Source organism: Paramicrobacterium chengjingii, assembly GCF_011751765.2.
Classification (GTDB): domain Bacteria; phylum Actinomycetota; class Actinomycetes; order Actinomycetales; family Microbacteriaceae; genus Paramicrobacterium; species Paramicrobacterium chengjingii.
Map to the genome: position 1 here is coordinate 1,346,098 of NZ_CP061169.1, position 24,835 is coordinate 1,370,932.

General features: G+C 58.9%; 31 protein-coding genes and 1 tRNA gene. 5 read left to right on the forward strand and 27 right to left on the reverse strand.

Going from position 1 to position 24,835, the window contains the following annotated elements:
• Nucleotides 1-80 precede the first annotated feature (80 nt).
• Both HCR76_RS06480 and HCR76_RS06485 read left to right on the forward strand, forming a co-directional pair.
• Entirely contained in the window at nt 81-383 is a 303-nt protein-coding gene (locus HCR76_RS06480) for a hypothetical protein (protein ID WP_166989295.1), read from the forward strand.
• Nucleotides 384-588: 205 nt separating this feature from the next.
• Complete coding sequence (locus tag HCR76_RS06485; RefSeq protein WP_166989297.1) at nt 589-783, forward strand: hypothetical protein; 195 nt, start codon at nt 589-591, stop codon at nt 781-783.
• A gap of 11 nt (nt 784-794) precedes the next feature.
• Here the strand turns inward: HCR76_RS06485 and HCR76_RS06490 are convergent, their stop codons facing one another.
• From HCR76_RS06490 to HCR76_RS06505, 4 genes are read right to left on the reverse strand one after another with little or no spacing between them, the layout of a single operon-like run.
• The gene (locus HCR76_RS06490) at nt 795-1,034 is read right to left on the reverse strand and encodes a holin (protein WP_166989299.1); all 240 of its coding nucleotides are present in this window, start codon (nt 1,032-1,034) and stop codon (nt 795-797) included.
• Nucleotides 1,031-1,681: a collagen-like protein gene (locus HCR76_RS17620; RefSeq protein WP_218044411.1), complete on the reverse strand. Its 651-nt coding sequence runs from the start codon at nt 1,679-1,681 to the stop codon at nt 1,031-1,033. Before HCR76_RS17620 ends, HCR76_RS06490 begins: the two co-directional genes overlap by 4 nt.
• Nucleotides 1,678-2,025, reverse strand: coding sequence for a hypothetical protein (locus HCR76_RS06500; RefSeq protein ID WP_166989303.1), 348 nt, complete (start codon nt 2,023-2,025; stop codon nt 1,678-1,680). Before HCR76_RS06500 ends, HCR76_RS17620 begins: the two co-directional genes overlap by 4 nt.
• A 26-nt stretch (nt 2,026-2,051) precedes the next feature.
• On the reverse strand, nt 2,052-2,762 hold the full coding sequence (locus tag HCR76_RS06505; protein WP_166989305.1) for a M15 family metallopeptidase: 711 nt from the start codon (nt 2,760-2,762) through the stop codon (nt 2,052-2,054).
• Nucleotides 2,763-2,811: 49 nt separating this feature from the next.
• Between HCR76_RS06505 and HCR76_RS06510 the strand changes: the two genes are divergently transcribed.
• Nucleotides 2,812-3,183 (forward strand): hypothetical protein, encoded by a 372-nt coding sequence (locus HCR76_RS06510; protein WP_166989307.1) that lies wholly within the window; start codon nt 2,812-2,814, stop codon nt 3,181-3,183.
• Here the strand turns inward: HCR76_RS06510 and HCR76_RS06515 are convergent.
• From HCR76_RS06515 to HCR76_RS06605, 19 genes are all read right to left on the reverse strand, one after another.
• Complete coding sequence (locus tag HCR76_RS06515) at nt 3,180-5,408, reverse strand: hypothetical protein (protein ID WP_166989309.1); 2,229 nt, start codon at nt 5,406-5,408, stop codon at nt 3,180-3,182. The genes HCR76_RS06510 and HCR76_RS06515 overlap by 4 nt on opposite strands.
• Before the next feature lie 2 nt (nt 5,409-5,410).
• Nucleotides 5,411-6,463: a hypothetical protein gene (locus HCR76_RS06520; protein ID WP_198248156.1), complete on the reverse strand. Its 1,053-nt coding sequence runs from the start codon at nt 6,461-6,463 to the stop codon at nt 5,411-5,413.
• A 59-nt stretch (nt 6,464-6,522) separates the two neighbouring features.
• Nucleotides 6,523-7,518: a hypothetical protein gene (locus HCR76_RS06525; RefSeq protein WP_166989313.1), complete on the reverse strand. Its 996-nt coding sequence runs from the start codon at nt 7,516-7,518 to the stop codon at nt 6,523-6,525.
• A gap of 9 nt (nt 7,519-7,527) precedes the next feature.
• The gene (locus tag HCR76_RS06530; protein WP_166989315.1) at nt 7,528-8,394 is read right to left on the reverse strand and encodes a phage tail family protein; all 867 of its coding nucleotides are present in this window, start codon (nt 8,392-8,394) and stop codon (nt 7,528-7,530) included.
• On the reverse strand, nt 8,391-11,408 hold the full coding sequence (locus tag HCR76_RS06535; RefSeq protein WP_166989317.1) for a phage tail tape measure protein: 3,018 nt from the start codon (nt 11,406-11,408) through the stop codon (nt 8,391-8,393). The genes HCR76_RS06530 and HCR76_RS06535 overlap by 4 nt, the downstream gene beginning before the upstream one ends.
• A 186-nt stretch (nt 11,409-11,594) precedes the next feature.
• Nucleotides 11,595-12,152, reverse strand: a complete 558-nt coding sequence (locus tag HCR76_RS06540; RefSeq protein WP_198248157.1) for a hypothetical protein — start codon at nt 12,150-12,152, stop codon at nt 11,595-11,597.
• Nucleotides 12,153-12,171: 19 nt separating this feature from the next.
• Nucleotides 12,172-12,921 (reverse strand): IPT/TIG domain-containing protein, encoded by a 750-nt coding sequence (locus tag HCR76_RS06545; protein ID WP_166989320.1) that lies wholly within the window; start codon nt 12,919-12,921, stop codon nt 12,172-12,174.
• Nucleotides 12,922-12,992: 71 nt separating this feature from the next.
• Nucleotides 12,993-13,400, reverse strand: coding sequence for a hypothetical protein (locus tag HCR76_RS06550; RefSeq protein ID WP_166989322.1), 408 nt, complete (start codon nt 13,398-13,400; stop codon nt 12,993-12,995).
• Nucleotides 13,397-13,750 (reverse strand): hypothetical protein, encoded by a 354-nt coding sequence (locus HCR76_RS06555; protein WP_166989324.1) that lies wholly within the window; start codon nt 13,748-13,750, stop codon nt 13,397-13,399. Before HCR76_RS06555 ends, HCR76_RS06550 begins: the two co-directional genes overlap by 4 nt.
• A gap of 9 nt (nt 13,751-13,759) precedes the next feature.
• Nucleotides 13,760-14,098, reverse strand: a complete 339-nt coding sequence (locus HCR76_RS06560) for a hypothetical protein (RefSeq protein WP_166989326.1) — start codon at nt 14,096-14,098, stop codon at nt 13,760-13,762.
• Between the two features lie 9 nt (nt 14,099-14,107).
• A complete protein-coding gene (locus HCR76_RS06565; RefSeq protein ID WP_166989328.1) occupies nt 14,108-14,536 on the reverse strand; it encodes a head-tail connector protein in 429 nt (142 codons plus the stop codon).
• 199 nt (nt 14,537-14,735) lie between these two features.
• Nucleotides 14,736-14,933, reverse strand: coding sequence for a hypothetical protein (locus HCR76_RS06570; RefSeq protein WP_166989330.1), 198 nt, complete (start codon nt 14,931-14,933; stop codon nt 14,736-14,738).
• Between the two features lie 22 nt (nt 14,934-14,955).
• Nucleotides 14,956-15,029, reverse strand: a tRNA-Thr gene (locus HCR76_RS06575).
• A 55-nt stretch (nt 15,030-15,084) separates the two neighbouring features.
• On the reverse strand, nt 15,085-16,278 hold the full coding sequence (locus tag HCR76_RS06580) for an SU10 major capsid protein (RefSeq protein WP_166989332.1): 1,194 nt from the start codon (nt 16,276-16,278) through the stop codon (nt 15,085-15,087).
• A 15-nt stretch (nt 16,279-16,293) separates the two neighbouring features.
• Nucleotides 16,294-17,079 carry a hypothetical protein gene (locus tag HCR76_RS06585; RefSeq protein WP_166989334.1) on the reverse strand — a complete coding sequence of 262 codons (786 nt, stop codon included), beginning with the start codon at nt 17,077-17,079 and terminating at the stop codon, nt 16,294-16,296.
• Between the two features lie 104 nt (nt 17,080-17,183).
• A complete protein-coding gene (locus tag HCR76_RS06590; RefSeq protein ID WP_166989336.1) occupies nt 17,184-18,368 on the reverse strand; it encodes a phage minor capsid protein in 1,185 nt (394 codons plus the stop codon).
• A gap of 356 nt (nt 18,369-18,724) precedes the next feature.
• Nucleotides 18,725-20,332 carry a phage portal protein gene (locus HCR76_RS06595; RefSeq protein ID WP_166989338.1) on the reverse strand — a complete coding sequence of 536 codons (1,608 nt, stop codon included), beginning with the start codon at nt 20,330-20,332 and terminating at the stop codon, nt 18,725-18,727.
• Between the two features lie 10 nt (nt 20,333-20,342).
• Nucleotides 20,343-21,626 (reverse strand): PBSX family phage terminase large subunit, encoded by a 1,284-nt coding sequence (locus tag HCR76_RS06600; protein ID WP_166989340.1) that lies wholly within the window; start codon nt 21,624-21,626, stop codon nt 20,343-20,345.
• Nucleotides 21,616-22,131: a helix-turn-helix domain-containing protein gene (locus tag HCR76_RS06605; protein WP_166989342.1), complete on the reverse strand. Its 516-nt coding sequence runs from the start codon at nt 22,129-22,131 to the stop codon at nt 21,616-21,618. The genes HCR76_RS06600 and HCR76_RS06605 overlap by 11 nt, the downstream gene beginning before the upstream one ends.
• A gap of 134 nt (nt 22,132-22,265) precedes the next feature.
• Between HCR76_RS06605 and HCR76_RS06610 the strand changes: the two genes are divergently transcribed.
• Nucleotides 22,266-22,442 (forward strand): hypothetical protein, encoded by a 177-nt coding sequence (locus HCR76_RS06610; RefSeq protein ID WP_166989343.1) that lies wholly within the window; start codon nt 22,266-22,268, stop codon nt 22,440-22,442.
• 144 nt (nt 22,443-22,586) lie between these two features.
• On the forward strand, nt 22,587-23,279 hold the full coding sequence (locus HCR76_RS06615) for a hypothetical protein (protein ID WP_166989345.1): 693 nt from the start codon (nt 22,587-22,589) through the stop codon (nt 23,277-23,279).
• A 138-nt stretch (nt 23,280-23,417) separates the two neighbouring features.
• Here the strand turns inward: HCR76_RS06615 and HCR76_RS06620 are convergent, their stop codons facing one another.
• The 4 genes from HCR76_RS06620 to HCR76_RS06635 form a co-directional block, all read right to left on the reverse strand.
• Nucleotides 23,418-23,666 carry a hypothetical protein gene (locus tag HCR76_RS06620; protein ID WP_166989347.1) on the reverse strand — a complete coding sequence of 83 codons (249 nt, stop codon included), beginning with the start codon at nt 23,664-23,666 and terminating at the stop codon, nt 23,418-23,420.
• On the reverse strand, nt 23,663-24,013 hold the full coding sequence (locus tag HCR76_RS06625) for a hypothetical protein (RefSeq protein WP_166989349.1): 351 nt from the start codon (nt 24,011-24,013) through the stop codon (nt 23,663-23,665). The genes HCR76_RS06620 and HCR76_RS06625 overlap by 4 nt, the downstream gene beginning before the upstream one ends.
• A 235-nt stretch (nt 24,014-24,248) precedes the next feature.
• Nucleotides 24,249-24,506, reverse strand: a complete 258-nt coding sequence (locus HCR76_RS06630; RefSeq protein ID WP_166989351.1) for a hypothetical protein — start codon at nt 24,504-24,506, stop codon at nt 24,249-24,251.
• On the reverse strand, nt 24,503-24,676 hold the full coding sequence (locus HCR76_RS06635) for a hypothetical protein (protein WP_166989353.1): 174 nt from the start codon (nt 24,674-24,676) through the stop codon (nt 24,503-24,505). The genes HCR76_RS06630 and HCR76_RS06635 overlap by 4 nt, the downstream gene beginning before the upstream one ends.
• Between the last annotated feature and the right edge of the window lie 159 nt (nt 24,677-24,835).

Consider the following 24,835-nt stretch of genomic DNA (forward strand, 5'->3'; position numbering starts at 1 on the left):
GGCCTCGGGGTCGGGGACAACTCTTCCTCAGGATACAGATCGAATAGCTCAGTGTCGGAACGTCGACGTAACCTCTTCGGGTGAGCCATCCTGCCGCTGCCCCTGTCGAGTGGGTGATCAAGTCCGCACGCGAAGATAACCCGATCGCGTACGTCCGCATGCTGCATCTCGGCCCACAACACGAACTGTATTTTCGCGCCGTCACGTATTCACCGCATCATGATCAGCGGCGACTGCTCGGCTACTGGGGAAGCCTCGAAGAAGCCATACGGAATATCCACCACATAGAGCTGTCGAAGCTACCTGCGGCGTGGCTTGCGACCGGCGGTGCGACAACGAAAGAGATACCGGCCTCGACGCCGCAGAAACCGCCGCCCGTGTGACCGTCGTCGACGAATACGCCTGATTATGGTGCAACTCCCGCGTGATTGCAGGCGAAACCCCCCTCGACGAGGGTTTACCTGATTCACCTAAAGCGCCCTAAACACAGAAAAGCGCCCCGCCCTCACACCCCCTGGATAGGGGATGCAAGGACGGGGCAATTTAATGGTCGGATGGGACGGAATGCTGGATAACCGAAGGAGAACCGTGGCGACCGTCAACGTAAATGGGACCGAGTTTCAGATGACGAACTCTACTGCCGAACAGCTGCGCGACGAGCTGGCGCGCCTTGGCCCAGGGAGCACGGCGACGGGTGCTAGTGAAGGTAACGGCACCAATGAACGGCAGGCCTGGTTCCGCATCCCTTATGAGGCCGCCGTTCTCATCGTTTTTGATGCCTGACGTTACGTCGATCATGAGTTGATCCTCTCGGCGTTGGTGAGACCGGGGCCAGTACCAGTGGCACCCTGCGCGGCAACAGCCTTCAGCAGGGACACGACGCCAGCGCCGAGGGCGACTGAGCCGATACCTACCCAGTCGGCGTTGAGCACACCGAACTGGCCTGCGCCTATGACAGCGAGGGCACCGCCAGCGATACTCGATATGACGCGTTCGCTTGTGGCTTTCCAAAACTTCTTCGTGGTGAATTTCATGTTGTCTCCTGTTCTGAGCCGTCAGGCTCGTCAGTTTCGATGCGGCACGGCCCGTCAACTGTGGTTGTTGTGTCGTCCGTGTAGGTGATGATCCAGTCGAGCGTTTCCGTGTCGCATGTGATTGTTGTGATGCCGCGCCCGTCTTTGCCGTCGCTCCCGGCGGAACCGGTATCGCCCTTGGGGCCTACGGGGCCTTGAGGGCCGGTGATGGACTCACCCGGTGCGCCCTGCTCGCCCTGTGGGCCTTGGGGGCCGGTTTCTCCGACCGGGCCTTGGCATCCGTTGTTCGCCGCACAATAGGCGGTGACAGCTTCGGCGACCTGTTCAGGTGTGGGCGGTTCACCGTCCTGCCCGTCAGCGCCACGGCACCCGTTCACGGTGCAATAGTTCGACACGGCAACAGCTATCTCAGATGATGTTGGTGCACGCCCAGGTTCACCCTGTGGGCCCTGATCCCCTGGGATTTCTTCAACCTCGACCGGTGCCAACCCGACAGACGCGAGCTTCTGATTCGCTTCGTCCAGCCCCGACCGTAGTTTCTGAATGCTTGTGCCGTTCGCGAGAACGAAGAACACGATCGTCGCGAGGACAACCACAGCGAGCAGTGAGCGTACCCACGGCCACACAATCTTTAGAACGCGTTTCATCCTCCACCTCCGGTGATGAATGCTGACCATGCCCAATACACGGCTGGGATGCCCACAGCGGCAGTGATGCCCCACCTCACCCAGATTCCGGTGGCAGCGTTCTTCTTCGACTCGGCATCCTGTGAAACCTTCCGTGCGTTACGTTCCGCTTCCACGGCGTGCATTCGTGCTTCACGTTCAGCTGCGATGTCGTCTGCGAGGTCTTTGAACCTGTCATCCACACGCCGCCGCTCAGCATCAAACGATGACTGAGAGACGAGCGTGTCGAAGCGTTGGTTGACCTCTTTGCGGAACTCGCGCAAGTCCTCACGGATCAGGTTGAACAGTTCGTTCGGTTCCGCCATGAGCGCTCCCCTCAGAGTGTGGCGGACTACTTACCGAAGATTTTCTTCTGCTGTGCAACCCAGTCCTTGTTCATCTTCGCCATAGTGAGCTGCAACTGGATGTACTGGTCACGCGTGAGCGCCTTCCACGAGTCGCCGTCAGGTGTGCCGTAGAGTGCGCCCCAGCCGACAGCAACTGTTACCGATGTGGTGACGTTGTAGCCGCCAGGGATTTCCTGACCGCAGATCATCCACTCGGTGTCGTAGCCTGGTTCGGCGCGGTGCACGTAGCCGATTTGTGACATGTCTAGTCCAATCTCTTTGAGAACGTTTGTTGCTGGTTTGCTTGATGTGGCCGTGATCGTTGCCGTGCCGGGTTGATAATCGAAATGCCACGCCTCACGGTGTGAGAAGTCGCGACCCGTCCAATGCCACCCGTACTTAGGGCCGTTCTTCACGAGCCAGTTATGGTCGGCGGTGCCCTCAATACCGGCGTTGCCGCCTGCGTCGATCGCTGTCCCAAAGTTGTGGGTGGATTTACCTGACGGTAGTGCGAGGTTGAAGCCGGGGAGTCGATTGATCCACCCCTGATACAGGTAGTCCTGACGTGCCATTGTGCGTGTGGATGACGTGATGGGGATGTTGTGGCCGCGAGCCTTACGGAATGCGGAATCCATCAGCTTCCACTGACGTGCAGCGTCAGCACGGAGCCTGTGACCTCCACCGATGCTGACTGTCGGCGTTTCTAGATACGCCATTGGTGCTCCCTTCTGGGCATGAAAAAAGCCCCGACGTTGCGGGGCGTGAATGACTTGTAACGGGGTCTATGTCAACGGGCGGCTGCTCGGAGACACCGGCTGGATCAACCTCGCCTACGCGTCCGGGTTCACTGATGCGACGGCAGGGCAGATCGGATACCGGGTGAAGAACGGCATCGTATTCATCCGAGGTGGCGCGGCAGGGACGATCAGCGAAGGCGTCTACCAAGTAGTCACTGCTGACGCGATCCCCGCCGAGTACCGCCCTACCCAGCACTTCCGCACGGGCGGCATGGGGTCATCGATGCGCGGCAACGTCGGCATCGAGGTCAATGCGAATGATGGGCTGATCCGGTTGGGATGGAACGGTGGAACACGTCCCGCATGGTTCGGGGCCGGGTGCTCCTACCCGGTCGATTAAACAACGTCCCAAAGGCCGTACAGGTACGGCACTGTCGCCCTGTCCCCGACACGGATTCGAATGATGCCGTCCACGTCCGCGTACCCGGATACGTCGAACATGTTCGACCCGGACGCGGACAGCGGATGCCGCATCGTCGGTCTTGTGCCAGTGGGCATTGTGAGCACCTGAATCGCTGTGCCTGCCGCCAATGACTCATCGTAGACAGCGCGGAAGGTAATTGTGTTGCCTTCCCGCTTCCACTCTGCTGTCCCCGTGTACGGGGAGTTCAGCGTCAACGGTTGCCAGGTGCCCACAAGGGGCTGGTTGTTGACATAGACCCCGTTACCGGCGTTCAGATCGATGCGGGGTGCGACAAGCGCCAATCGGTTGTCTACCGAAGCATCCAGGCGGCGTTCATCCTGTTCATACGACGTGAACCGGACACTGTCACTGTGTACAAACGTCTTATTCGAGTCGCCAGGACGGCCACCATCGCCCCCGTCAATGCGCAGCATTCCCGGTTCCAACCATGCGCCACCATGCGGGATGTTGTTGTCCCCTGACCCAACAGACCGCATTTCTAACCGGTCGTTGTACAAGAAGACATCTTGCTGCTCGATGACAGAATTGTTCACATTCGCGGCGTAGTTGTTCAGGGTCAAACCGAGAGCGTTCAATGCCCCCGACGTTTCAGCTGTTGTAACTGACGTGTCGCCAGCCAGTTCGTGCGCTTTCTTTGCATCTATGGTGAACTGTGATGTTGCTGCCTGTGTTTTCGACTGGGCGCGCACGTCGTACGTTGTTCCGCCGATCTTGTAGCCGAGCGTCCCGTTGGCGATCATGCCCTTTTGAGAGTTGATGTACACGCCGTAGGTGGTGGTGTCTGGGTCGAAGTCGGCTTCTGTGGTGAATTCGCCTGCGACCATGGTGACACCGTTGATCGTTCCACCGTTGATCGTCACAGCAGTGATCACCTTGCCGACCAGTTCGTCCACGATTGCTTCAGACGAAATGATCTTGTCAGCCACCAACATTCTCGCCACAACAACGTCAGCCCACAGTTTGTCAATGACTGCCTCGTTGATCGTTGCCCCAGCCGTGACGAACAGGTTTTTGATATCCGCTCGTTGAAAGCTCGCTGTTGCTGATGCGATAGCTTGTGCGACCAGTTCCGCGATGACCGCACCACCAGCCGTCAGTTTCCCCACGTCCAGATTCGCGATCGCCTCAGACGACACGGGACGCTCCACCCACGCCCCGTCAACGTACTGCCACTGCTGTATGACAGTGCCTGAAGTGTCCACCTTGTACCAGACGGAACCATCGGGCGCGGTGCCTGACGGGTCACCACTGTCGTAGTAGATGTTCTGCTTACCATTCGCGGACACAAGAGCCGCATCCGCAGTCGCTTTCACCTCAGTGATCGTCGTCACATCGGCGACAGAGACGGACTGTAACGCGACAGCTTCATCGACGCCGTTCGTGGTCATTTCCAGCTTCACAGCAATGGTCATTGTCGGCGTGCTATCGGGCATGGTCACACGAATGGGCTCTGCAAGCTGGGCCTGCGAAGTGATCGTTACGGTGGTGCTAAGAGACGGGGTAAACACGGTGCCAAACGTGACTGTCAGTGACCCGGCAATGAATATCCCCGTGAGTCGCAGCTCGTAGGTGGAGCCGCCAGACCCCCACGCGATCGCGTCACCCGTAGAGCCGTACCGTGTTGCCGTTTCAGCGACGAATGCTGTAGTGGCTTCGTTCATGCCAATGATGAGCATGTCCGGGTCGAGCCGAAACCGACCACCCGTGCCCTGCCAGTTCTTGTCACCAAACGAGAAGTCCGGGTCATCAACACGGTTAGGCATGTTCGACTTCGCCTGATCCGCAAGCGTGATCGCCTCATCAATGCCAAGAAACGCGTTCTCGATCTGACCCTCAGCATCATTCAGACGCTGGTTAGCACCCTCAAGGTCGGTCTTCTGCTCAGCCAGTTTGTCGTCAAGCTCAGCCTGCGCCTGCTCCAACTCAGCACGAGCCGTATCCAGTTTCTCGTCAACAGCCTTCGCATCCCACTGCGCCTGAACACCACGCCCCAAAGCAGTCGGCACCGCCATGTCCACAACACCATCAGCACCATCAGGCACCTCAACCGTCGAATGAGCAATCTGCGCCGCACGCTCGAGAATGTCTTGACGGCGACGCAACCGCACAACCTCCGATGCGAGCCAAGCTTCATCAGCCACGTTCAGCCTCCGTAAATGAAAGAATCCGACCGTTCCAGAGACAGCTCTGCCCGATCATCAGTAAGTAATTTCCACGACACAATGCGTGATTTCAGGGCCACTTGCCCAAGCCACGGCAGGTCGAGTTGCAACGTAATGTCGTCGCCCACAGACCATGAGCCAATACGAGCGTTCGGGTGCTGTTCCACGACGATCTTCGGGATGCGCAGAGCATCCAAAGACGCGTTCAGTCGGTTCCTGATCTTCGCGTCCATGAGCCGGTTCGTCGTCACCGACTTATCCGACTCCACAAGCACCGTTCGCAACGACCCGTCACGAACCGACGTGGTACGCCTGACCGCTTTCTTGCCCTCACCCGACCCGATACCGACAACAGTGTTCGCGTAGTCCCCATAATCAGGGGCATCCCATTCTTTGACATTCACGCCCGACTGGAACACAAGATCAGTGCGGTGCCTGCCCACTCTCGGATACCCGATCCGGATTTCGTGCACAACATCCGTTTTGTCCGCATTCCAGGCGTGGTGCTCTACCCAGTCGAACGGTGTCGCCTCAGCAAGGGAATCCATCTCCCGACCAATATCGGGGGCTTCCCACCAGTTCAACTCGTGAGGGCCAGCATCGAAATTTACGTCCTCACCGTCGCCGGTCTTGAACGACACTTCCTTCTTCTTCTGCCCGATCCGCACCTTCGTGGCACCAGTGACCGTCACGCTAAGATCACCGTCTGTGAATCCCTGCATGTGCTCCCACATGTGACGGAACACGGCGGCAGGGTCAACCTGCACACCCGAATACTCGCCCAGGTATGGCATGCCGTAGGCGTACGTCGACACTCCTTTGCAAGTGACCTTGAACGTTTCCCCATCCGGGCGCGGATCAGTGACGATCCCTGACCAGGTGATACGCCCGTCCGTTTCCTCGTGAATGAGAGTGCCGCGCTTCTTGAACAACGGCAGACCATCCGACGCGTCCAAATGGCCGGTGTCAGGGGCAACCTCGAATTCGAGCTGTCCCGACCCTGACAAGTCCCAGCGCGGCTGTGGCGCTGTCACAGGCAGGTCGTTGTGCAACCAGTGGCGTGTGACAGCGCGCTGAGCCAAATACCTGCGCATCACACAGCCTGTTCGTAGAAGGTAACCGTCACCTTGATCGAAGACGAAGTGTTCATCGTCGGATACGCAGACGGTGTGCTGCCGTCATTCCGCGCATACGGGTACACCCGTTGTGACGTGCCACGCAATTCTGCCGGGATAGACCGGCGATCAGCCAGAGCAAACACCATGCGCGTGTTCCCACCAGAGTTCGGAGAATCCCAACGGCTCGACTGCGTACGCAGAGGTGGATTCGCACCCACACCACCAATCTGCAACCACATCGGCCCCCACGCAGAACCAGGCGGCACAAACACTGAGTTCCACTGAACCTCAATATCAGCGACCGTCGCCCACTCAGGAATGTTCAGATTCCCCCACGCATTCGTGGAAGCATTCGGCCACACTTCACCATTCGCGCCCGTCGCCGTCAGCGTTTCCGTATCACCTGTGACGATCGAATAAAATAACCGCTGCGTGTGCTGACGTGGAATAGCAACCTTGCGCAGATCAGTGATCATCGCCCCAGTGATCGTGCCCGTAGACGCAGGAATGTTGATCCTGGCCAACGCGATCCCGGTGTCGCCCTCGTGCCCAGGAACCTCCTGCAACCGAGTAGCGTTCGCGGGAACATTCGATACAACAATTGCTTTCACATACACGCCGTCATTTGTGTACGGTGAACCCTGCAAGAACGGGTCTTCGACCCGCACCGCGATCATTTCCACGCGACCAGAACCACTGCCCGTCGCCGCAATATCGACCGGCCCCGCCACAGGGTTACGGAACGTATACAGTTCACCCCCATAACCAGGATGCCGATTCACCGCCGAACCCGCACCAGGATTCACATTCACCCCCGTGCCCGGAACAGCGAACGGCACAACCTTGAGGTCATCAACCTGCGTGACACCCTCAGCACCCTGCATGTACGTGTACGCGCCAGCACGCACAACCGACTCAGAGTTCTCCACCCCAGGGCCAGTCGCCCACGGCACCGGATCAAAATTCACCATGATTACTCCTCAGTAAGTCGTGTATGCGTCATTGCCCCGTACCGTGGCGGTAGCAGTTCCAGAAGAAGAAGTGCCGAACAGAGACAGCACATGAACACCAGGCGGGACACTCGCATCCAGCAGCCGGTCAGACGACGGTGTGAGCGACACCCCGGCACCGTTCACTGTCACCGACCTGACATGCGGGTTCGTGTCGATCCGCAAAACCTCGTCGTAAGCGAGAGACCCGCCGTACTCAAGACGGAACAGGCCGACCACTTCAACGGCAGGCCGCTGGATCGGCCCCGCAATCTCAAACACTGGCCAGGTAGGAACATCCCCGCCGACCGTGAACGACGCCGACTCATTAGCCGACCCCGACGACGTGAGCGGGAACACGAACGGAGCAACGAACCCACCCGAAGGTGGCGGAACGATCCGCACCGACGTGGAGAACGGTTCCGGTGAAAACCACAGATCAGTCGTCGCCGCGAAATCGACAGTCGCCCGCACCAGACCCTGCTTCATGTACGTGTCATTCGCAGAATACCGTTGAGGCACCCCGAACGTCACACGGCCAGACGGTGCGCGCAACGTAGCGACACTGCCGACGTCCTGCCGTACAGCATCGCCGCGCCACACTCGCCGCAATTGCTCCTTGCCAATACGAGCCAACGACTCGTTGCCGCGCCCGTTCACATCGAGCTCGAACAGAATAGTCATGCCGTCCTGCAGACCACGACCAAACGTGCGCCCGTCGACGCCATCCGTCACGTACTCAGGAATGTTGATCCCGTAACTGATCTCGGGCGCACTCGACAACACCACGTCTGCGTCGATATCAGCGACCATGTCGAGCGAAGCGCCCGGATATGAAAGGTTCCACACGTCGGTCATCCCCGTCCGCCTCCCTCGAGATCGCGAACTTGGAATTGGAGCTCTTCGAACGACGATCGAACGTGCTTCTGGTCAGTGTTCTGGAAGACCACCTGCCCGATCAGCGAACCGACCGAACCCGCCGCCGACGAGGTGACCCCGCCGTCAGCGAACCCTTGCACGCCGAGCCTGCGTCCCGTCTCCGCCCAAATGTCCAGCGACCGGCCACGCTTCGACGGCGACAACGGAATGTACGCTTCACCACCGGTCTCGGGTTCAGCCCACACACGCACGTTCCCAGCGCGTTCGATCTGCGCCACATGGTTCTCGCCAGAAAACCCGCCGCCAGCGAAGTAGTCCACAACGGCACCGTCCGCGTACTCAGGTGCGGTGACGTACTTCCCGCCGATCTTGATACCGGTAGCACCAGTGTGAACATCCACTGTCACCCGAACGTTGCGGTTGCGAGTGAAGTAGTCGAGTTCCTCCTTCGCGTGTGCAGCATCCAGGAGCACCTCGATCTCCTTCTCCGACGGGATCTTATAGATCTTGTCCGCGAGAGCGACAGCTTCATCTTTGGTCGCCCCCATCGCCATTGCCGAATCGATCAACTTCTGGCGGCCATCCTTTAGGCGCTGGATATACAACTCCATCGCATCTTTCGCGGACATTGTCGTCAGGTTAAGCTCGTACTGTGACTGCGCAGCAGACTGCGAATCCTCCGCTAGACCGTTGAGCATGTCCATGTTGTCGCGGCCAGCCTGCGTGGTCGTGTCGAGGGTCTTCGAATACCCCTCGGTGCCTTTGTTGATCTCCTCGATCTGCTTCGCCACATCGTCAAGGGTCTGTTGGTAGTTGATGTTCTGAGACACAGCGTCCTGACCGACACCGTTCGCCTCGTTCATCGTGTCGATCAGTTTCGTGAGCTCATCAACGAGGCCCTTCACCTTGTCAGCTTCGTTCTGGTAGGCGTCGACTGCTTCCTCAGATGAACTCTTGACTTCACCCTGCGCGAGCTTCACGAGGACCATCGCACGTCTAGCATCCGACAGACCCTCCACCTGGATGCCCTGCGCGGTGGCCTGCTCGATCAACGCATCCCGATAGTCAGGCATGGTATCGAGCAACGTCATCAACTGCTGCTGAGAGAGATCTTGCCCATCGACAAGGTTCCGGAAAGCCTTCTGCGCAGACGGCAAATCGTCCGCAGCCATATCCGCGAGCGACTCGCCAGCCTGACGTACAGCATCACGGAAACCCATCGTCTCCGTCGTTAAACGTTCCCACCAGTTCGCATCCTGCGAGGCCACCTTGTTGAGCATCCCCGACATGTCCTCAAGATCCGCGTTCACATCACGGAGCCACTTGATCTCTTTACCCTCAGAGAGCGTTGCGAAGATGTCCGCCGAATCAGAGGCCGTCTTGAGACTGTTCTCAACCTCGGATGCTGACGCCTGCAAAGAGTCCAGATAGTCACCAATGAGCATCGCGCCGGCCACGACAGCGGCGGCGGCGATACCCCAACCGCTGGTCATGAATTGTGCTGTGGCGCGCAAAGCCTTACCGGCTTTGTTCGTCGCCGTCATCATGCCTGTCGCGGCAGCGGACACACCAGGAATGTGCGTCTTCGACAGAGTGATCAGTGCCGCTCGGTACTCTGCGATCTTCGGCAGAGCGAGCAAGAACGCACCACCAGTGAGACCCACGAACCCGATAAGGCCGATCAGTGAAGCAATGAGCCCCTGAACCGTCGGGTCAAGATCAGAGAACCCCTGCGCAATATCGGTGATGATCTCAGCACCATCAGCGATGATCGGCAGGAACACCTGTCCCAGATCGATAGCCGCATCAACAATCGAGTTGCCCGCGATCTGCAGCTTCGCCTGCACAGTCTCGTATCGTTTCGCGGCTTCCTCAGCGAGAGCGTTGTTTTCCTCCCACGCGTCAGCGCCCTGCTCCAACGATTTGCGAAGCACATCACCCGAGTTCGCCATACCCAACAGCGCCTGCGACGTGCGCACGTCCGACTGGCCAAGATCCTCCAGAGTGGCGAACACGTCCCCGCCTGCAGCATCGACCTTGCCAAGCCCCTCAATGAACGTAGCGATCGCGTCAGCAGGGTCTTCCTTGAACGACTTGGCGAACTGTTCCGCAGACATCCCTGCAACGTCGGCCCACTTCTGCAGATCCTCGCCGCCCTTGGACACGTCCATGGCCATGTCGGTCATGATGCGCGACAGTGCAGACCCGCCCGCCTCAGCGTTGATGCCGACGGAGGCGAGAGCGTTCGCGAAGCCGAGCACCTGATCCTCGGACAGGCCCACAGTCTTACCGGCACCGGCGATGCGCTGCGCCATCTGAATAATGTCGCGCTCCGTCGACGCACCATTGTTACCCAAAGCGACGAGTGCTGAACCGAGGTTGTCGACGTCGTCAGGTGCGGTCTGCATGATGTTCATCAGCTGCGCGATCGACGTAGCCGCCTCATCAGCGGACAGGTTCGTTGTCTCGCCCAGGTCGATCATCGTCTTCGTGAAGTCGACAATCGAGTCCGTCTGAACACCCAATTGGCCTGCAGCCTCAGCGACGGCAGCGATCTCGTCATGTGACGCGGGGAGCACACCAGTGAGCCCTCTCAGACCCTGCTCGATCTGGTCGAGCTGCTCAGGTGTCCCGTCGACAGTCTTCGTGACACCCGTCCACGCGGTCTCCCAATCGACAGCAGCTTTCGCCGTCAACGCCGTTGTCGCAGCGAACGCCGCACCAACACCCGTGACAACAGTGCCAAACGTCGTCAGTTCACGTTCATGATCCGACACCTGCTTCGCGAACAGAGCAACACCAGGCGCTGCAGCCTTCGCAGACTTACCCGTCTTCTCGAGAGCGTCACCACTGTGCGACAGCTTCGAGGCCGCGCCGTCTGCCGACTTCGACACCTTCTGGATGGACTGGTCCGCCTGCGCCAGGTCCTGCTTGAAGACCTGAGCCCCCTGGGACTGGATCTTGAATATCAGTGCGCCGGCGTCGAACGACATCTCGTACCGCCTTCCCACACCACGAGGTGTCAATGTCCAGAAGGCGCGTGCATGCGCTGCGGATGAAATGCCACGACCGCACCTCAAGGGCACGGTCGATGTCGTCTATCAAATGGTGTTGGTGAAGGTCGAGTTCAACTTCTCCGAAGAGTTCGGGGATGATGAGCCGCCACAGTTCCCGACCTGTCAGCCCTTCGGACTGTTCTTGCTTGACGTTTTCCTGTCTTGAGGCTTCTTCCCGGGCTTTCCGCCACTCTGGGGGGAAGACGTAGGTCGGGTATCTGCCTGTGATTGGATCAGGGTCTCCAATGCCGAAGCGGGCGATATCAGCGAGCTCGAGCCGCCCAAAGTCGACACCAGAGACCACAGGGCTTTTACACCGCCCTTGTCGCCTCCGCCTTCGTGAAGGTAGGTGCGTACGCCTTTGGTGCCGAGCACTGTTTGCCACAGCATTGCGGGGATCAGCACGTCTTGTGCTTCGGCCAGTGAGAGCCGGTTCTGAATGTCCGTGTAGACGGGGCCGTCTTCGATCCATTCACGTTCAGGAGTGACACCATCGACGGCGTGCATGAGTAGTGCTTCCATACCGGTCGGCTCGATGTTGCCTGTTGCGATGCCGAGGTACTGCTGTGTGAGGGCCATTCCGGCCCAACCGGGGAGGGGACTGATAACGAATGCGTCACCAGCCCCCTCCACGACAAGATGCAAGTTTCTACCGACTTGCTCTGCGGTTACTGAAGTCAAGGTTCCCTGCCTCCCTCGACTAAGCCGCAGTGTAATTCAGCGTCTCGGATGCACCAGCGGCGTTCGTCACCGTGATTGTCGTCGCACCCGACACGCCGGTCGGGATGACAGCGACAATGGTCTGGTCATCGACAACGATGAAGTCGTCAGCGGCAGTCGCACCGAAGTCGACACCCGTTGCGCCGGTCAGCTTGTACCCGCGCACAGCGACCTGGTCACCTGCAGCCTGACCGCCAGGGAGAGCCGACTCGAGAACCGGCTTCCCGTCCGAAACGATCGGTGAGGTGATCTGGTCCACGACACCGAAGTTGGTGAGCGTGAACGAGTACACCATCTTGTCGGCGTACCCGGTGTTTGCCTCAGCGACAGCGACAGAGAACTGGCCCTGGAACGCGGGAAGGTTCTCGTCGAACGCGTCGAAGATCTGGGCTTCGATGCGGTTGTCGGCACCTTCGGCGTATCCCTTGCGGATGAGCTCTGCGAGCCACGGCTGCGAAACGATGATCTGTTTCGTGGCAGGGTCGCGCACAGCCTCAACTGCGAACGTGGGCCCGAAGTTGTAGCCGATGATCTCGGTTGAGTCGCGGCCCTTCGTCCCGTACACCTCGCGGGGAACGGTGATGGGTGTCGGGTTCAGGGCGAGGTTGTTGACGTCGCCGGTGACGTTCTCGAAAACACCGTTCCGCTTGACGCGGATGATTCGCTGGTGCGCGAGAGCAAGTGAACCGTCGGTCGGTGCGGTGGTGTCATACAGGGTTGTGTCAGCCATGATTTCTCCTTGTGTTGTGGGGATTGCCGCTGGCCAGCGGTGACCCCTCATCGGAGGGGCGGTCTGTGGGTTTAGGCGCGACCGCGGAAGCTGTAGTTCACAGTCACCGAGACGCGACCTTGAGTGTCGGCGTCGAAGTAGAGGCGCGAGTATTCTTCGGTCCACGAGATGCCGAGAATGTTCGGGAAGTACTCTTTGTGATCGAGCACCTTTGAGAGCTCGTGCGCCCACTGCTCGACAGTGTCGGCGTTGCCCTTCCGTTGGGTAAAAAACTGCACACGGAAGAGAGCATCAGCACGCCCGTCACGCGTCGTCGGCGGTGATATGAGCGAAGTGAACTCGTCAAACACGGGTGTGTATCCGGTTGTAAAGATCGCCGCCTCGTCTGTCTGGTAGACGCCGCTGTCCTTGTACACGCCAAGTCTGTTGTCGTTCAGGACATGAGCGAGCGCGACTCGTAGCTGTTTCTCGGGAGTCATTCGGTGATCTCCTTGCGGATGATGTCACCGAGTTCGTCCTTATGCGCCAACGCAGGGTCTTCGACGTACTTGCCTTTGCGTCCGCCCTGAAAGTTGTACTCGGGGTGCTCATGCAACCTGGCCGCGTACGGGGTGTCGTAGATGACTTCCACGGTCGGGTCCGCGGCATTCAACGGTGTGGAGACTGACCCGGAACCGGACAGTGTGCCGATATCGAAGGGCACCTGCTGTGCCGATAGTGCGAGCAATCTCTCGCCGGCGGCAGCTAGTCCGTTACGTAGACGGCCGTCGATGTCGTCCGCGATCTTCCCGATGTTGTTCGTGAATGTCACTTCTGCGCGAAAGCCCATGCGATCACCTCACTCGAGAAACAGTTCTGTGTGGTTCGGCGTTGACCTGTAGTCGTAGAAGCTCGAGTCGATGACCTCGGATGTGCGTTCCCGTGGTGTGCCCTTCCACACGGTCACTTTCGCTTTCGGGCCTACGTCGTTGTCAGGCAACAGGGCGACAAACGTCGACGATGTGATCTCTTGCCCCGCGGTGCTGGAGGTGGATCGACGATCAACCCGAAGATGTGACTTCTGTTCGACGTACGCGGGAACATCCGTCATGGTGTCCCAAACTTCGCCTGCTTCGCCTACACCGACGAGAACAGCAATATCAACACGATGGGGAAGGTGGCGTTTCCTGAGCCTCACAGCGGCCTCCTACCAGTGATTGACAGCTGAACCGATCAGTCCCGCGTTGCGGAGGATCTCGACAGCCTCAGGTGAGATGCGCGAGTCAGCGGCAGACTTCGTCGACGATGCGGACCCTGTCGCCCCAGACCCACCAAGCGAGACGGAGCCGATCTTCACAACGCCTTGCTGTGATTCAGCGCCAGTCAGATCGTCAGTGTTCTCGAACCAGTCGGCTTGGGCACAGGTCGCATCCTTGAGCGCTTCGGAAACGTCTGCGTCGGTGGGGTAGCCGTCTTCGTCTGTGTTGTACACGGCGAGGCGGAGGCGACCGTCGATGACGATCGATGCTCGGCGGAGCATCGCTTCCAGTTGCTTCTTTTCTGGGAACGGATCGGGGATCTCGTCGCCGAGGAAGTCGAAGTAGTCGGATGGTGTGGCGTAGGTGCGCTGTGCCATCACTCCACCTCGTTCCTGAATCTGCGGGCGAGCTCTACTACACCTGGCTGGGGGAGCTTGGCGAGCGGGATGATCCATTCGTGCGAGCCGTCGGGGTTGCGAAAGCACGTCCCTGTTGGGGAGATGTGCCCAAGGTTGCACGGCGAGAGTTGCACGGGCTCGGTACGGTCGACGATCCCGCCAGCAGCGTATTCGGCCATCACTTGACCTGCTTCTTGGTTTTGCTCACGGTCTTGCGCCGAGGGCGGGTGATAGTCGCCACGTCGAACCGGTGCTGCTTGAACGCCCACAACCGTTCAGGATGCAGGTCATCCACGAAAGCGACACCGTCAGTGAAGTTCACCCCGAACTCTGTCTGACGGCCCGCCTGTGGGCGCGGATGCGTGATCTTGTACATGATTCCCTCCCAAAGAAATGAGAGCCCCCACGAGGATTCGAACCCCGGACCCGCTGATTACAAAACAGCTGCTCTGACCTACTGAGCTATGAGGGCTTGGGCGATGCCCGCCAAGGGTGAGGACACTTGACGGGCATCGCTGGTTCAGTTGTTACGCCCAGACAGGCGCGACAGGCAGTCCACGGATGATTCCGTGAGCACGCTCGTTACCCCACTCGAGGCCAACCTCGCCGTACACCTGCACACGGTCAGATGCGCCGATCTTCGCGAGCTCTTCCTCGAAGAAGTGGCCCTTGCCGGGTGTGACAAGGAACTTCGGCTTCAGCTGGGAAAGCGTCGACACAATGAATGCGTCAGCGGGAACCCAACGGTCGAGGAGGATGTTGAACGTGCCGAAGTCCGACATGACTGTCTGCAGGTTTACACCGCCGACAGTGCGCGACTCCTCCTGGTACTGCCCGAACGCTTTCGCGTAGGCAGTGGAGAGGTTGCGCTTCTGCTTCGGTCCAACAACGATCGTTGCCGTGTCGTTGCCGAGACCGCCGGACTGGAACACCTTCTCGAACAGTTCGTCGTAGGTGTCCTTCGTCGGGCCAGCCGTGGAAAGCTTCCGCAGTGAAACGGTGGCAGTGCCGATCGTGATCGCAGTGCCGCCCTTCGAAGCAGAAACCTTGAACGCACCCGTGGTCTTGCCGACAACGTAGTACACGGTGTCAGTCGAGATCGCAGTGGATGCGCCCACATCAGTGAAGCGGACAGCGTCGCCGTCCTTCATCGTGGTTGTCGCCTCAGTGATGGTGTCAGTCGCAGCCGACAGTTCATCGTGGGCTTCACCAAGGTCGATGACGTTGGTGCTGATCGCCTCGATCAGACCACCAGTCTTACGTGCCTCAGTGTTGTTCGTCGGAACGTACTTGCGTCCGAGGATGAACGACAGTTCAACATCGACAGCCTTCGACTTCAGAGCACTGACGAGTTGGTGATCCATCTCGTTGATGACCGGGTTCGACTGGTCGTTGTTCACACCAGAGTGCTGACCGGTTGCGGCCTGCTTGGTGTAGCTGACCTCGACAGTCTCCTGGTGGATCTCCACAACGTTCTTCACGTTGCGGCGAACACGCTGATCTGAGTCCTGAGCGTTCGCACCCTCGAGGCGTGAACGGTTCGGTGTCGAATCGCGAAGATCCTCCTCCTGCCACTCGAACTCAGTCGACTTGACCTCTTCACCGCCGGTAAGACCACCGATGACGGAAAGGATGGGCGTTTCGGACGGGCTCACATTGAAGAGCTCGCCCACATAGTTAGGCAGGTTGTACGTTGTCCCCTGCCCGGTGATTCCAGCCATAGCTGACTCCTTGGGTTATGCCTGTGCGCGCGAGATTGCACGCTTCAGGCGGATGGTTTCTGCGTAGTCCTTGTTCTTCTCGGCTTCTTCAAGCTGAGACTTCAGGGACTGCACAGTCGGCCCTGTGTGTTCGCCGGCACCTGACCGGGCGGGGGGCTGTTTCAGTGCGGCGTTGTCCTGCAGCGCCTTGGTGATTGCCGCTTTGATCGCGGCCTCATCGGTTGGTTCTACCTGGCCGATGGAGTTCTTGAACTGCTCGTTCTTGAGCAGTAGGGCAGTGTTCGCGCCGAGTTCGGGTGCGTGGAGTGCGACCTGCAGTGCAACCTGGTTTGCTTTGATCTCAGCATCCTTGGCTGTGATCGTTGTCTTCGCATCATCGAACTTTGATGTCAGATCCGACAGGGAAGCGTTCAACTTGTCTGGGTCAGTCTCGGTTTGTTCACCGCCGCCTAGGGCCTTGGAGATGTTGCCGAGAATGTTCTTCTCAGCTTCCGCGACCGCATCCTTGATGGCTTGGTCGCGTTTCTGCTTCTCGGTGGCGAGATCACCGCGGAGGTTCTCCACAAGCTTCCCGGCACGCTCTGGGTCGAAGTTGTCTTTCGTCCACGGAGTGCTCGACTCGTTGGGTTTGACACCGTCGTTCTGAGCCTGTCCGCCCTTGTCGCCGTCGCCGCCCGCTGGGGGAGTGTTGCCACCCTCGCCTTCTACGTAACGAATCCCCATCATCTGGTGTTTCGTCATGCCGATGATCGCGAGTCCGTCACGGTCACGTGCGGCCATATTGCAGTGCTGCTTGAACATGATTCTCCTTCGCCAGACCTGCTGGCTATCGGTAACCTCCGGCCCTGCGCCGGGGGAGTATGTGACCGTGCCGCCGCCATGCAGGGCTGACGACGGCACGGGGATTAGCGACCGTCTGCGAAGTGCAGCTGCTCGCGGTAAGAACGACGTGCACGGCCGGTCTTCTGTGTGAACTCGCGGAGGTCTTTCTGCCCGTCGAGCACTTCGCGGTGCGCCTTGCGTTTTTGAATGTCGTCGGACGCGATCGATTCGCGTCGTTTTGCTGATCGGATCTGCCGTTCTAGGTAACGCTGTCGTGCGCGTTCAGCCTCGGCTTCCGGGTTGTACTGGAAATCGGCTTGAGGAACCGACAGTCCGGGCAACACAGCGGTTGTGCGGTCACGGCAGTTGGGATGACCCCAACCTGCATCACGCGCCTGCTGCAGAGTGCCCTCGACCTGCACAGTCACCGCCCCCGGTTGTGTCGCGTGCGGCATGATCACCGGGCCGACGACTCCGTTAGTGGAAAGGATCTTCCCGATCCACGGGGCACAAAGCTTGCATGCATCGAACGAGCCCTGAACGCTGACGAGGTTCAACCCGGACTGTTGCATCCGGTGAATGCCCGCGTCCTGCCATGCCCTCGATGTTGCGGTGCGGCCCGCCATCTCCGAGTACGCACCGATCGTCCACCGTCGGTCTGCACGGTCGATGAAACCCGTGATGCCCTGCTCAAGGAACGACTGCACTGCACGCCGCTGGTTGATTGTGGACGTTTCTACACCAAGCATGCGGAACGGTGCCGTGTCAGCGATCGTCTGCTGGTACACATCATGCGGGAAGCGGAGAATGCGCTGATTCAGGGCTTCCAGTCGTGAATGTAGAGACAGCCCGGTAGCGCCCACGGCATGAGCGGATGACGCCGGAATCTGTGCCCTGAGTGATTCGTACCGCGTGCCCGACAGCGTTGCCCCTGCAGCTGCCTCACCTTCTTGGGATGCGACGTCGACAAGCCACTCTGCGAGATCCTGATCGCGAATGTCAGTGACGATCTTCTCCGCCGTGTTTCTGAGCTCACGGAGCGCTTGAGCCCGTTCCACTTCGAGGCGTTGCATCGCCCGATGGTGTGCGACCTCGTCAAGGTTCCCGAGGTCCTGCTCGAGAGCAAGAATCCGGTACGCCCGTTTCGCTGCCGCCTCCAACATTCTTGTCTCAGCAGTCGTGTATACGCCGGCAAGGTACACGCCGAGATCCTCGATCAGATCCGCTGCTGGGATTGGTGAATCAGGATCAGGGACGTAGACAGCCAACGGTTCCCCCTTAGTCGAGACCCATCGGAGGTTCGCAACACTCGGCGGCGGACAGTTCAGATGTGAACGGCCAGCCGCATGTGGGGCAGTCGTGCATTGTTGCCGGGATCGACTGCAACGCTTCACGCACTTCCTCAAGCGTCCGCACAGGCCACGTAGCCACAATGGGAGTCAGGAACGGGTCATGCATCATGCACCTCTCACAGCTGATTTTTCGTACTTCTTGCACGTTTCGCAGTGAGATCTAGTGCACGTCGCCGTGTCACAGTGACGGCAATACCAGTACCCCTTGCCATCCTGCGCCCGCGTCTTCGCAGTGCCGCACTGACAAACGAGCGAGAACGGGATAGGCATGATCACACCTCGTCGTCACCCGTGAACGTTGCCGGGTCAGGTGCGCCATACCCCTGCTCTCGCATGATCAGGTCGGCTTCGTCCTGAATCTCGCGCTCAGTCCACTCAGGATGCAACGCCCTGACGATCTCCTTACGAGATGCAGCACGTGCCGCGTCCAACATTTGCAGAGTGCGCGCCGTCTTCTCAGGGTCAGCCTGAGACACCGGGGCGAACTCCACATCGGGCAAACGTGACATGTCGCCAAGCTCAGGCCCACCGAACACGGCTTTGTCGATCTCGAGTGCGGCAACAGACCAGCGTGCGAGAGCGGCGCGAGCGAACAACGCTTTCTTGTCTCTCGTGCGTTCCGAGTCGGACAGGTCAGCCTGCACCTGTGTTGCCGTCTTCAACCCTCTGGTTGCGTCGAGCCCGAGGTGTGCTGCCGAGTACCCTGCACGGGATGCGATGGTGCGTGAGACCTCTTCGATGATTTTGAAATGCTCTTCAACACGAATCGCGAACTGTGCAACGGTGATCTGCGAATCGGAAGTCTGGCCCGAACCGCCTAACGTGTTCACCCCGGCGAACACCTGCCGGTATGTGTCGAACGACGCACCATCACCTGGCTTGCTGCCGACGTCAAGGAAGTGTTCCGGTACAACCAGTCGGCCCTGTCCGTTCTCCATGTCTCGCATCATCGAAGACCATGTCTGGTCGAGCTTGTCGAGGAGGTCCTGGTTCCCGTCAAGGTCGGAACGGCCAAGGTGGGCCAGCTGTCCCTGTTTCCGCCAGTCGATCACGGGGCGTGCGTTCGCCATGTACGTGACAGCCAGACGGGACGATCCTGTGCCGATCTTCACCGATTCGGGAAGCTTCCCAGGACCATCGATCGACACGAGCACATCGGACGGGTTCCGCAACTGCTCATAGTGTGCGGTCTCCGGGCGTGAACCGATCGGGACCGGACTGCCGAGAGTCTTCGCCGTGCCCTTGAACAGGGTGTACTCGATCGTTCCCGGCTGGTGCTCCTCGATGAGGCGGAACACCTGGTTACCGTCGTGGTACTCAGTCCACAGCTTCACCGACGCGAGCCGCCCATACCGAAACTCAGGGATCGCAAGGTCAGCCGCGTACGCCTTCGGGAACACATGATCCGCAACGGCAGGGTCCCAAGCGACAGCCCAATACGTGCCACCCAGTGCAGCGCCGAACTCGCCACCGAGCATCAGCTCAGCGTGTGCTTCATCTGTGCCAATGATCTGCTCGAGGCGGTCCTGCGCCGGGTGCGTGTACTCTTTCGCCGGGTCAGGGGTCTTGTCGGGGTTGCGGAAGAACACGTTCGGTTCCTCAGCGAACAGAAGATCAGATGAGAGCGTGCAAATGTCCGCCGCGAACGGGACGTGCATGATCATGCGTTTCTCGTCCGGGTCGATCGGCTGACCCAAGAACCACTTCGTGAGGGTGCCAACAACACCGCCCGAGTATTGACGTCCGCCGACTGTGTGTGTTGCGCGACGGTGCGAGTAAATGTCGTTCAGTTCGACGGTGTTACCACTCCACCATGCGTCGAGTTCACGGAACCGTTCAAACGCGAGATCCCAAGGTGCCGGGGGGAACTGATCGCTCATGCTTACCCCCTTATGCGGCGAGCTTCACATGCTGACGCCAGATCGTTTCGGTTGTCCGTATGGCGTAGCGCAAGCTATCGCAGCTGTGATCGTTTTCTTTCAACGGTTTGTCGTCGCCCTTTTCGGATGCTTTCGAATCCCACCGGTACTCAGTGACTTCTTTCAGGAACCCTGTGCACTTTTCCGTGACCAGCAGATGCTCGGATGTGAGCAATGATGCGACCGTGCGGATACCGTCCAGCACGTCGTTGTCGGCCTGGGTGGAGATCAGCCCGTCCTGCCGCAACTGCACCCTGAATGATGCTGCTGAAGGGTCGAGGATCACATAGTCAGGTTGCAGGCGTGGCTGATGCGGTGGCAGGTGATCCTCCGCCAACCATTCACGTAGCCGGCGCGACAATTCCATATCGGTGAGCTTTTGCTTCTCAGTTGTGGACTCGTACCGCCACTCATCGATGGCGTACAGCTTTGGGTGAGGTTTCCCGAGATCATCAACATTCAAAGCGATACCGACGAGGATCGCTGATGTTGGGTTCGTCGTGCCGTAGTCGATACCGACCGCCAACAGCTTCCACATCGGCGGCAGAGAAGCCCATTCGATCTGATGCTTGGCAGGGTCCCACATGTCGAAGATTGCGCCCTCAGCGTTGGTCCACTTCCCGAGAATGAACCGGTCGTAGAACACGCCAGCGAATGACGCTTTCATGTCCCGCACGTACTCGGGCGTCAACGACGGGTTGTCGTCCATCGTGAAGTGGAACACAACCATGTTCTTCGCTTCAGCGTCGAGCATGTACTGGATGCGCAACCAATGGTTGAACGAGCCGGGGTTCGTGGTTGCCAACAGTCGGGCACCCTCAACACGGAGACGTGTCAGCAACATTTCCCAGAAACCGACAGGCAGCAGGGTTGCTTCGTCCACATACGCGAGCTCGATCGTGGCACCGCGGATCTTCTCTTCCGACCTGGTGTCGTTCGCGCCGACAAGGTGAACTTCACGGCCAAGAATGATCGCCGTGTTCGAACCCTTCGTGTGCGTCGTCTGCGCCGCCAAAGAACCGAACAGTTCCACAGACTGCAACGGTTCAATGATGTTCCGCTCGATCGTCTGCAATGTCTTCCCGACAATCACGATCAGGCCAGTGCCGCGTGCTCTGCGCACAGCGATGAGGAATGCGAACAAGGACGCGATCGTCTTACCGCCCGAAACAGCACCCACCCACAGGGCGATCTTCTTGAGCTCAGACTGAGCAATCGACGCGATCTGCTTCTTCGACAGGCCTTTACTTGGCATCGGACGGGATCTCGTGTTGCGCCGCAGCTTGAGCGAACCCGGCAGCGAGGGAATCCAGCAGCGAATGAGCCGATTCAACACCGGTCGAAGTGTCACGCTCCACAATGCGAGATGCCTTATCAAACGCAATACCAGCAGTGACAACGATGCTGCGCTGAACCTCAACCGGGGGCGAAGCTAAGACGTGCTCGTTGTAGTCATTGTCCTTACCGCCGAAGTTGTACACCAGGTACTCGTTCTTGCGGGTCCTCAACAAGTCAAGAGCAGCTGCGCCCATCTCCTCCGCGAGCTTGAGCCTAATCGCCGCAAGGTCAACCTGTCGCGCCTGATTCGCCGCGTCGGTCTGTGACCTGTTGAATGACAGACCAGCTTCCTTCACGATTTTAGAGACCGCCGCGGTCGAAACACCTGTGCGGCGTGCGATCTCGTTACGTGCGACCTCAGTGCGAGCAAGGTCAAGGATCACTGTGCGCGTTTCGTCGTCTACCGGGACACCTCGAGCCATATGTCATCACCTCGGTTCGTGCCACCTGGACACTTACGGAGTGAGGCGTGGGCCTCGAACTGGGGGAGTCGGACTGTGAATGCTTTTGAGTAGCGTTGGCGGGGCTGGCAGGGTGCTGGCTCAGTGAGGAGTAGATGATGACGAGGTATCGGGTTACGAAGAACCCGCTCAAGTCCGATGATTTTGAGGATGTCGAAGCTGACGTGTTCTTCGAGGATGGCAGTTATACGAAGTTCGCTGACGAGGACGGTGTTGTTGTGCTTGCTGTGCAGACGCAGTATGTGACGAAGATCAAGGAGTTGAAGTCGTAGCAGTCTCTGAACGCAGAAAAGCCCCGGTCATCCTTTCGGAGCCGGGGCATTCTGGGCTGGGTGTTCCAGCTTCTATGATTGATCATCGCGCGTTTCGCGAATTAATGCACTGTGACATGCCATGCGATGAATAGGATTGTGACCATGTCGAATTCCGCACGTGACCTTCATATCTTGTATTCCAGTTGGCGGGACCGCTTCGCATCGAAGACATCGACAGCAAAGGGTGCGCTGGAGCCCCACACGGCCAAAGGAGCGCAAGAGTTCGTTCAAGCGTTTCGCCTGCTCGGGCGTATTGACGTGTTGCTCCGGCAACTTGAGCAAGATGGCTATAACGTCAGTCTCTACCGACGGCAGTTCCCGAAGTGGTCGGCTGGCGTGTTGTCAAGTGGGTCCGGTTGGGCGTCGAGTATGAGCCCGGATAATCTCGTACATCCGACCGTGATGGATCAGATTGAGGGCTGCGCAAACTATCTCGACGGCAAGGTGTTCGTGTACGAGCATGACGACTCTGAGGCGCTGGATTCTCTTGTGTCGAGAGCTCGTGTGGCGCTCAACGGCGACCCTGATCTTGACCCGCAATTGCATTACTACATTCATCGTCTATTACAAGAGATCGAGATCGCCCTTTCTGATGAATCGGCGGGGATTGCGTTCGATTACACGGCCGCGGTGCAGCGACTGTGGGTTGCAATGCGGGCCGCGGAAGGAGCGTCGACGGACGATGATTCGAAGCGTCGTTGGCGTGATGCCTGGCAGTCGATCTTGACTGGTACTGTCTCAGGTGGCCTGGTCCAAGCTGGGGCGCTTATGTTTCAAATCACTGCCGCTGTGTAAACGAAAGTGAGGGCGCTCGCCGAAACGAACGCCCCGTTCTGCATCACAAGCCCTCAGCCGATGGGCGGTCCCTCATTCTGAGGTTTTTGAGGACCACCAGGAGTAGATGTATCGCCGTACGATACGAGTCCGTTTGCGTCAGTCGTGGGCTGCTGGGTTCACTTGTTGGGCTCCTAGCCCGAGTCTTGAGTGTAATTGTCGGAACTGGCTCTCGACGCCGGCAAGAACGATCCAACCGATCATCGAAATAGTGGCGAAACCGAACAGCCCCGATGCGGTCGCAACGGATCCGATCGCGCCCTCACCGATCATCAGAACCAGAATGCCGAGGGCGACTCCCCCGATCGTGAATATCGCAAGCAATGTGCTCTGTCCTGAACTTCTCATGAATAGAGATTCCCACCGTTATGCGTCGAACGTGCATCCCCAGTCGTGGGGCCAAGTCCAGAATTGTTCGATCTGCGACCGGCGAGCATGCAGTTCGGGGTGCGCGGACAACGGCCCACGTTCCCGGCTTCACAGTCTGCGCATGGCTCATAATCGTTCGATTCGCGGGCGACTGCGGCGTTGTAGCTTTCTACCCAGCACGCGGCGCAGTCGGGGCCGCCTGACCAATCGGGATGCCGATGCTCTGGCACCCAGTCTCCGATGTACTCGTCGTCTTCAATGGCGTCCTCGGGATCGATCTCTCGTGCCATGAGTAGAACGATCTTTCGTGGCGTTATTCTGCTCATGACTCTGAACCTCCCGATTCCCGGTCGTACACGATCTCCCCGCATTCATCGCATCGCCACCGTTTCGGCCATTCACCTTTCAGCCAGATCAGCGGCCCTTCATCGCCGGTCAGGTTTTCGTGGGAGCAATGACACTCGCATTCGCACTCGGTCATGGTGTCGGCGTCGTGATCCCATGCTTCACCCGTGCAAGCACGACATTTGCCAGCAGCACAGTCAGGGCTTACCCATGTGCTCATGGTGTCTCCTCGTTGGCTCGTTCCGTGTCACGTGCCCTCTGTCGTTCACCGTTCGTGCGTGCACGTTCTGCCATGCGCCCGTCATGGTAAGCGCGGGCATACACGGATGATGCGGCCTCGTGGAGCGAGTACGCGCCGGACTCGTCTAACACTTCACGGTTTGTGAACTTCCGGGCGGCATCGTGTTCGCGCTCGATGAACCGGTCGATTATCTCGACCACTTCGATGGGTACCGGTGTCGGGTAGCCGTTCATGGTGTCTCCTTGTCTGCGGCGTCATACCAGATTCCATTTCGTTTCGCGGCCTGTGCGACGATGCCGGACTCCCTGACTGGTGCGAACGCTGCGCCCGGTGCGGACTTCACCGTGACCGTGATGCCATTGGCTTTCATCGCCTGCATGATGCGGTCAAGATCGTCACTCATTGCCCTGCTCCTTGTCTGCGGCGGCAAGTAGCTGATCAGCAATAGCTCGCCCGCTGTCGTGGTGGAACTTGACCTCAACCCATGTGCGACAGTTGCCACACGATGTGTAGAACTCAACCCCGTAATGAAGTCCAGGGTCAGCTTGCGCGGCTAGCTCCA

Coding starts and splice junctions, on each gene's coding strand:
- HCR76_RS06570 (WP_166989330.1), bottom strand. CDS start 14,933: ATGTACAAGATCACGCATCCGCGCCCACAGGCGGGCCGTCAGACAGAG.
- HCR76_RS17620 (WP_218044411.1), bottom strand. CDS start 1,681: ATGAAACGCGTTCTAAAGATTGTGTGGCCGTGGGTACGCTCACTGCTC.
- HCR76_RS06625 (WP_166989349.1), bottom strand. CDS start 24,013: ATGAGCAGAATAACGCCACGAAAGATCGTTCTACTCATGGCACGAGAG.
- HCR76_RS06530 (WP_166989315.1), bottom strand. CDS start 8,394: ATGACCGACGTGTGGAACCTTTCATATCCGGGCGCTTCGCTCGACATG.
- HCR76_RS06585 (WP_166989334.1), bottom strand. CDS start 17,079: ATGTTCAAGCAGCACTGCAATATGGCCGCACGTGACCGTGACGGACTC.
- HCR76_RS06490 (WP_166989299.1), bottom strand. CDS start 1,034: ATGAAATTCACCACGAAGAAGTTTTGGAAAGCCACAAGCGAACGCGTC.
- HCR76_RS06535 (WP_166989317.1), bottom strand. CDS start 11,408: ATGTCGTTCGACGCCGGCGCACTGATATTCAAGATCCAGTCCCAGGGG.
- HCR76_RS06615 (WP_166989345.1), top strand. CDS start 22,587: ATGTCGAATTCCGCACGTGACCTTCATATCTTGTATTCCAGTTGGCGG.
- HCR76_RS06555 (WP_166989324.1), bottom strand. CDS start 13,750: ATGGGCTTTCGCGCAGAAGTGACATTCACGAACAACATCGGGAAGATC.
- HCR76_RS06635 (WP_166989353.1), bottom strand. CDS start 24,676: ATGAGTGACGATCTTGACCGCATCATGCAGGCGATGAAAGCCAATGGC.
- HCR76_RS06580 (WP_166989332.1), bottom strand. CDS start 16,278: ATGGCTGGAATCACCGGGCAGGGGACAACGTACAACCTGCCTAACTAT.
- HCR76_RS06525 (WP_166989313.1), bottom strand. CDS start 7,518: ATGGTGAATTTTGATCCGGTGCCGTGGGCGACTGGCCCTGGGGTGGAG.
- HCR76_RS06550 (WP_166989322.1), bottom strand. CDS start 13,400: ATGACTCCCGAGAAACAGCTACGAGTCGCGCTCGCTCATGTCCTGAAC.
- HCR76_RS06510 (WP_166989307.1), top strand. CDS start 2,812: ATGACTTGTAACGGGGTCTATGTCAACGGGCGGCTGCTCGGAGACACC.
- HCR76_RS06605 (WP_166989342.1), bottom strand. CDS start 22,131: ATGGCTCGAGGTGTCCCGGTAGACGACGAAACGCGCACAGTGATCCTT.
- HCR76_RS06600 (WP_166989340.1), bottom strand. CDS start 21,626: ATGCCAAGTAAAGGCCTGTCGAAGAAGCAGATCGCGTCGATTGCTCAG.
- HCR76_RS06620 (WP_166989347.1), bottom strand. CDS start 23,666: ATGAGAAGTTCAGGACAGAGCACATTGCTTGCGATATTCACGATCGGG.
- HCR76_RS06505 (WP_166989305.1), bottom strand. CDS start 2,762: ATGGCGTATCTAGAAACGCCGACAGTCAGCATCGGTGGAGGTCACAGG.
- HCR76_RS06610 (WP_166989343.1), top strand. CDS start 22,266: ATGATGACGAGGTATCGGGTTACGAAGAACCCGCTCAAGTCCGATGAT.
- HCR76_RS06500 (WP_166989303.1), bottom strand. CDS start 2,025: ATGGCGGAACCGAACGAACTGTTCAACCTGATCCGTGAGGACTTGCGC.
- HCR76_RS06565 (WP_166989328.1), bottom strand. CDS start 14,536: ATGGCACAGCGCACCTACGCCACACCATCCGACTACTTCGACTTCCTC.
- HCR76_RS06595 (WP_166989338.1), bottom strand. CDS start 20,332: ATGAGCGATCAGTTCCCCCCGGCACCTTGGGATCTCGCGTTTGAACGG.
- HCR76_RS06630 (WP_166989351.1), bottom strand. CDS start 24,506: ATGAACGGCTACCCGACACCGGTACCCATCGAAGTGGTCGAGATAATC.
- HCR76_RS06545 (WP_166989320.1), bottom strand. CDS start 12,921: ATGGCTGACACAACCCTGTATGACACCACCGCACCGACCGACGGTTCA.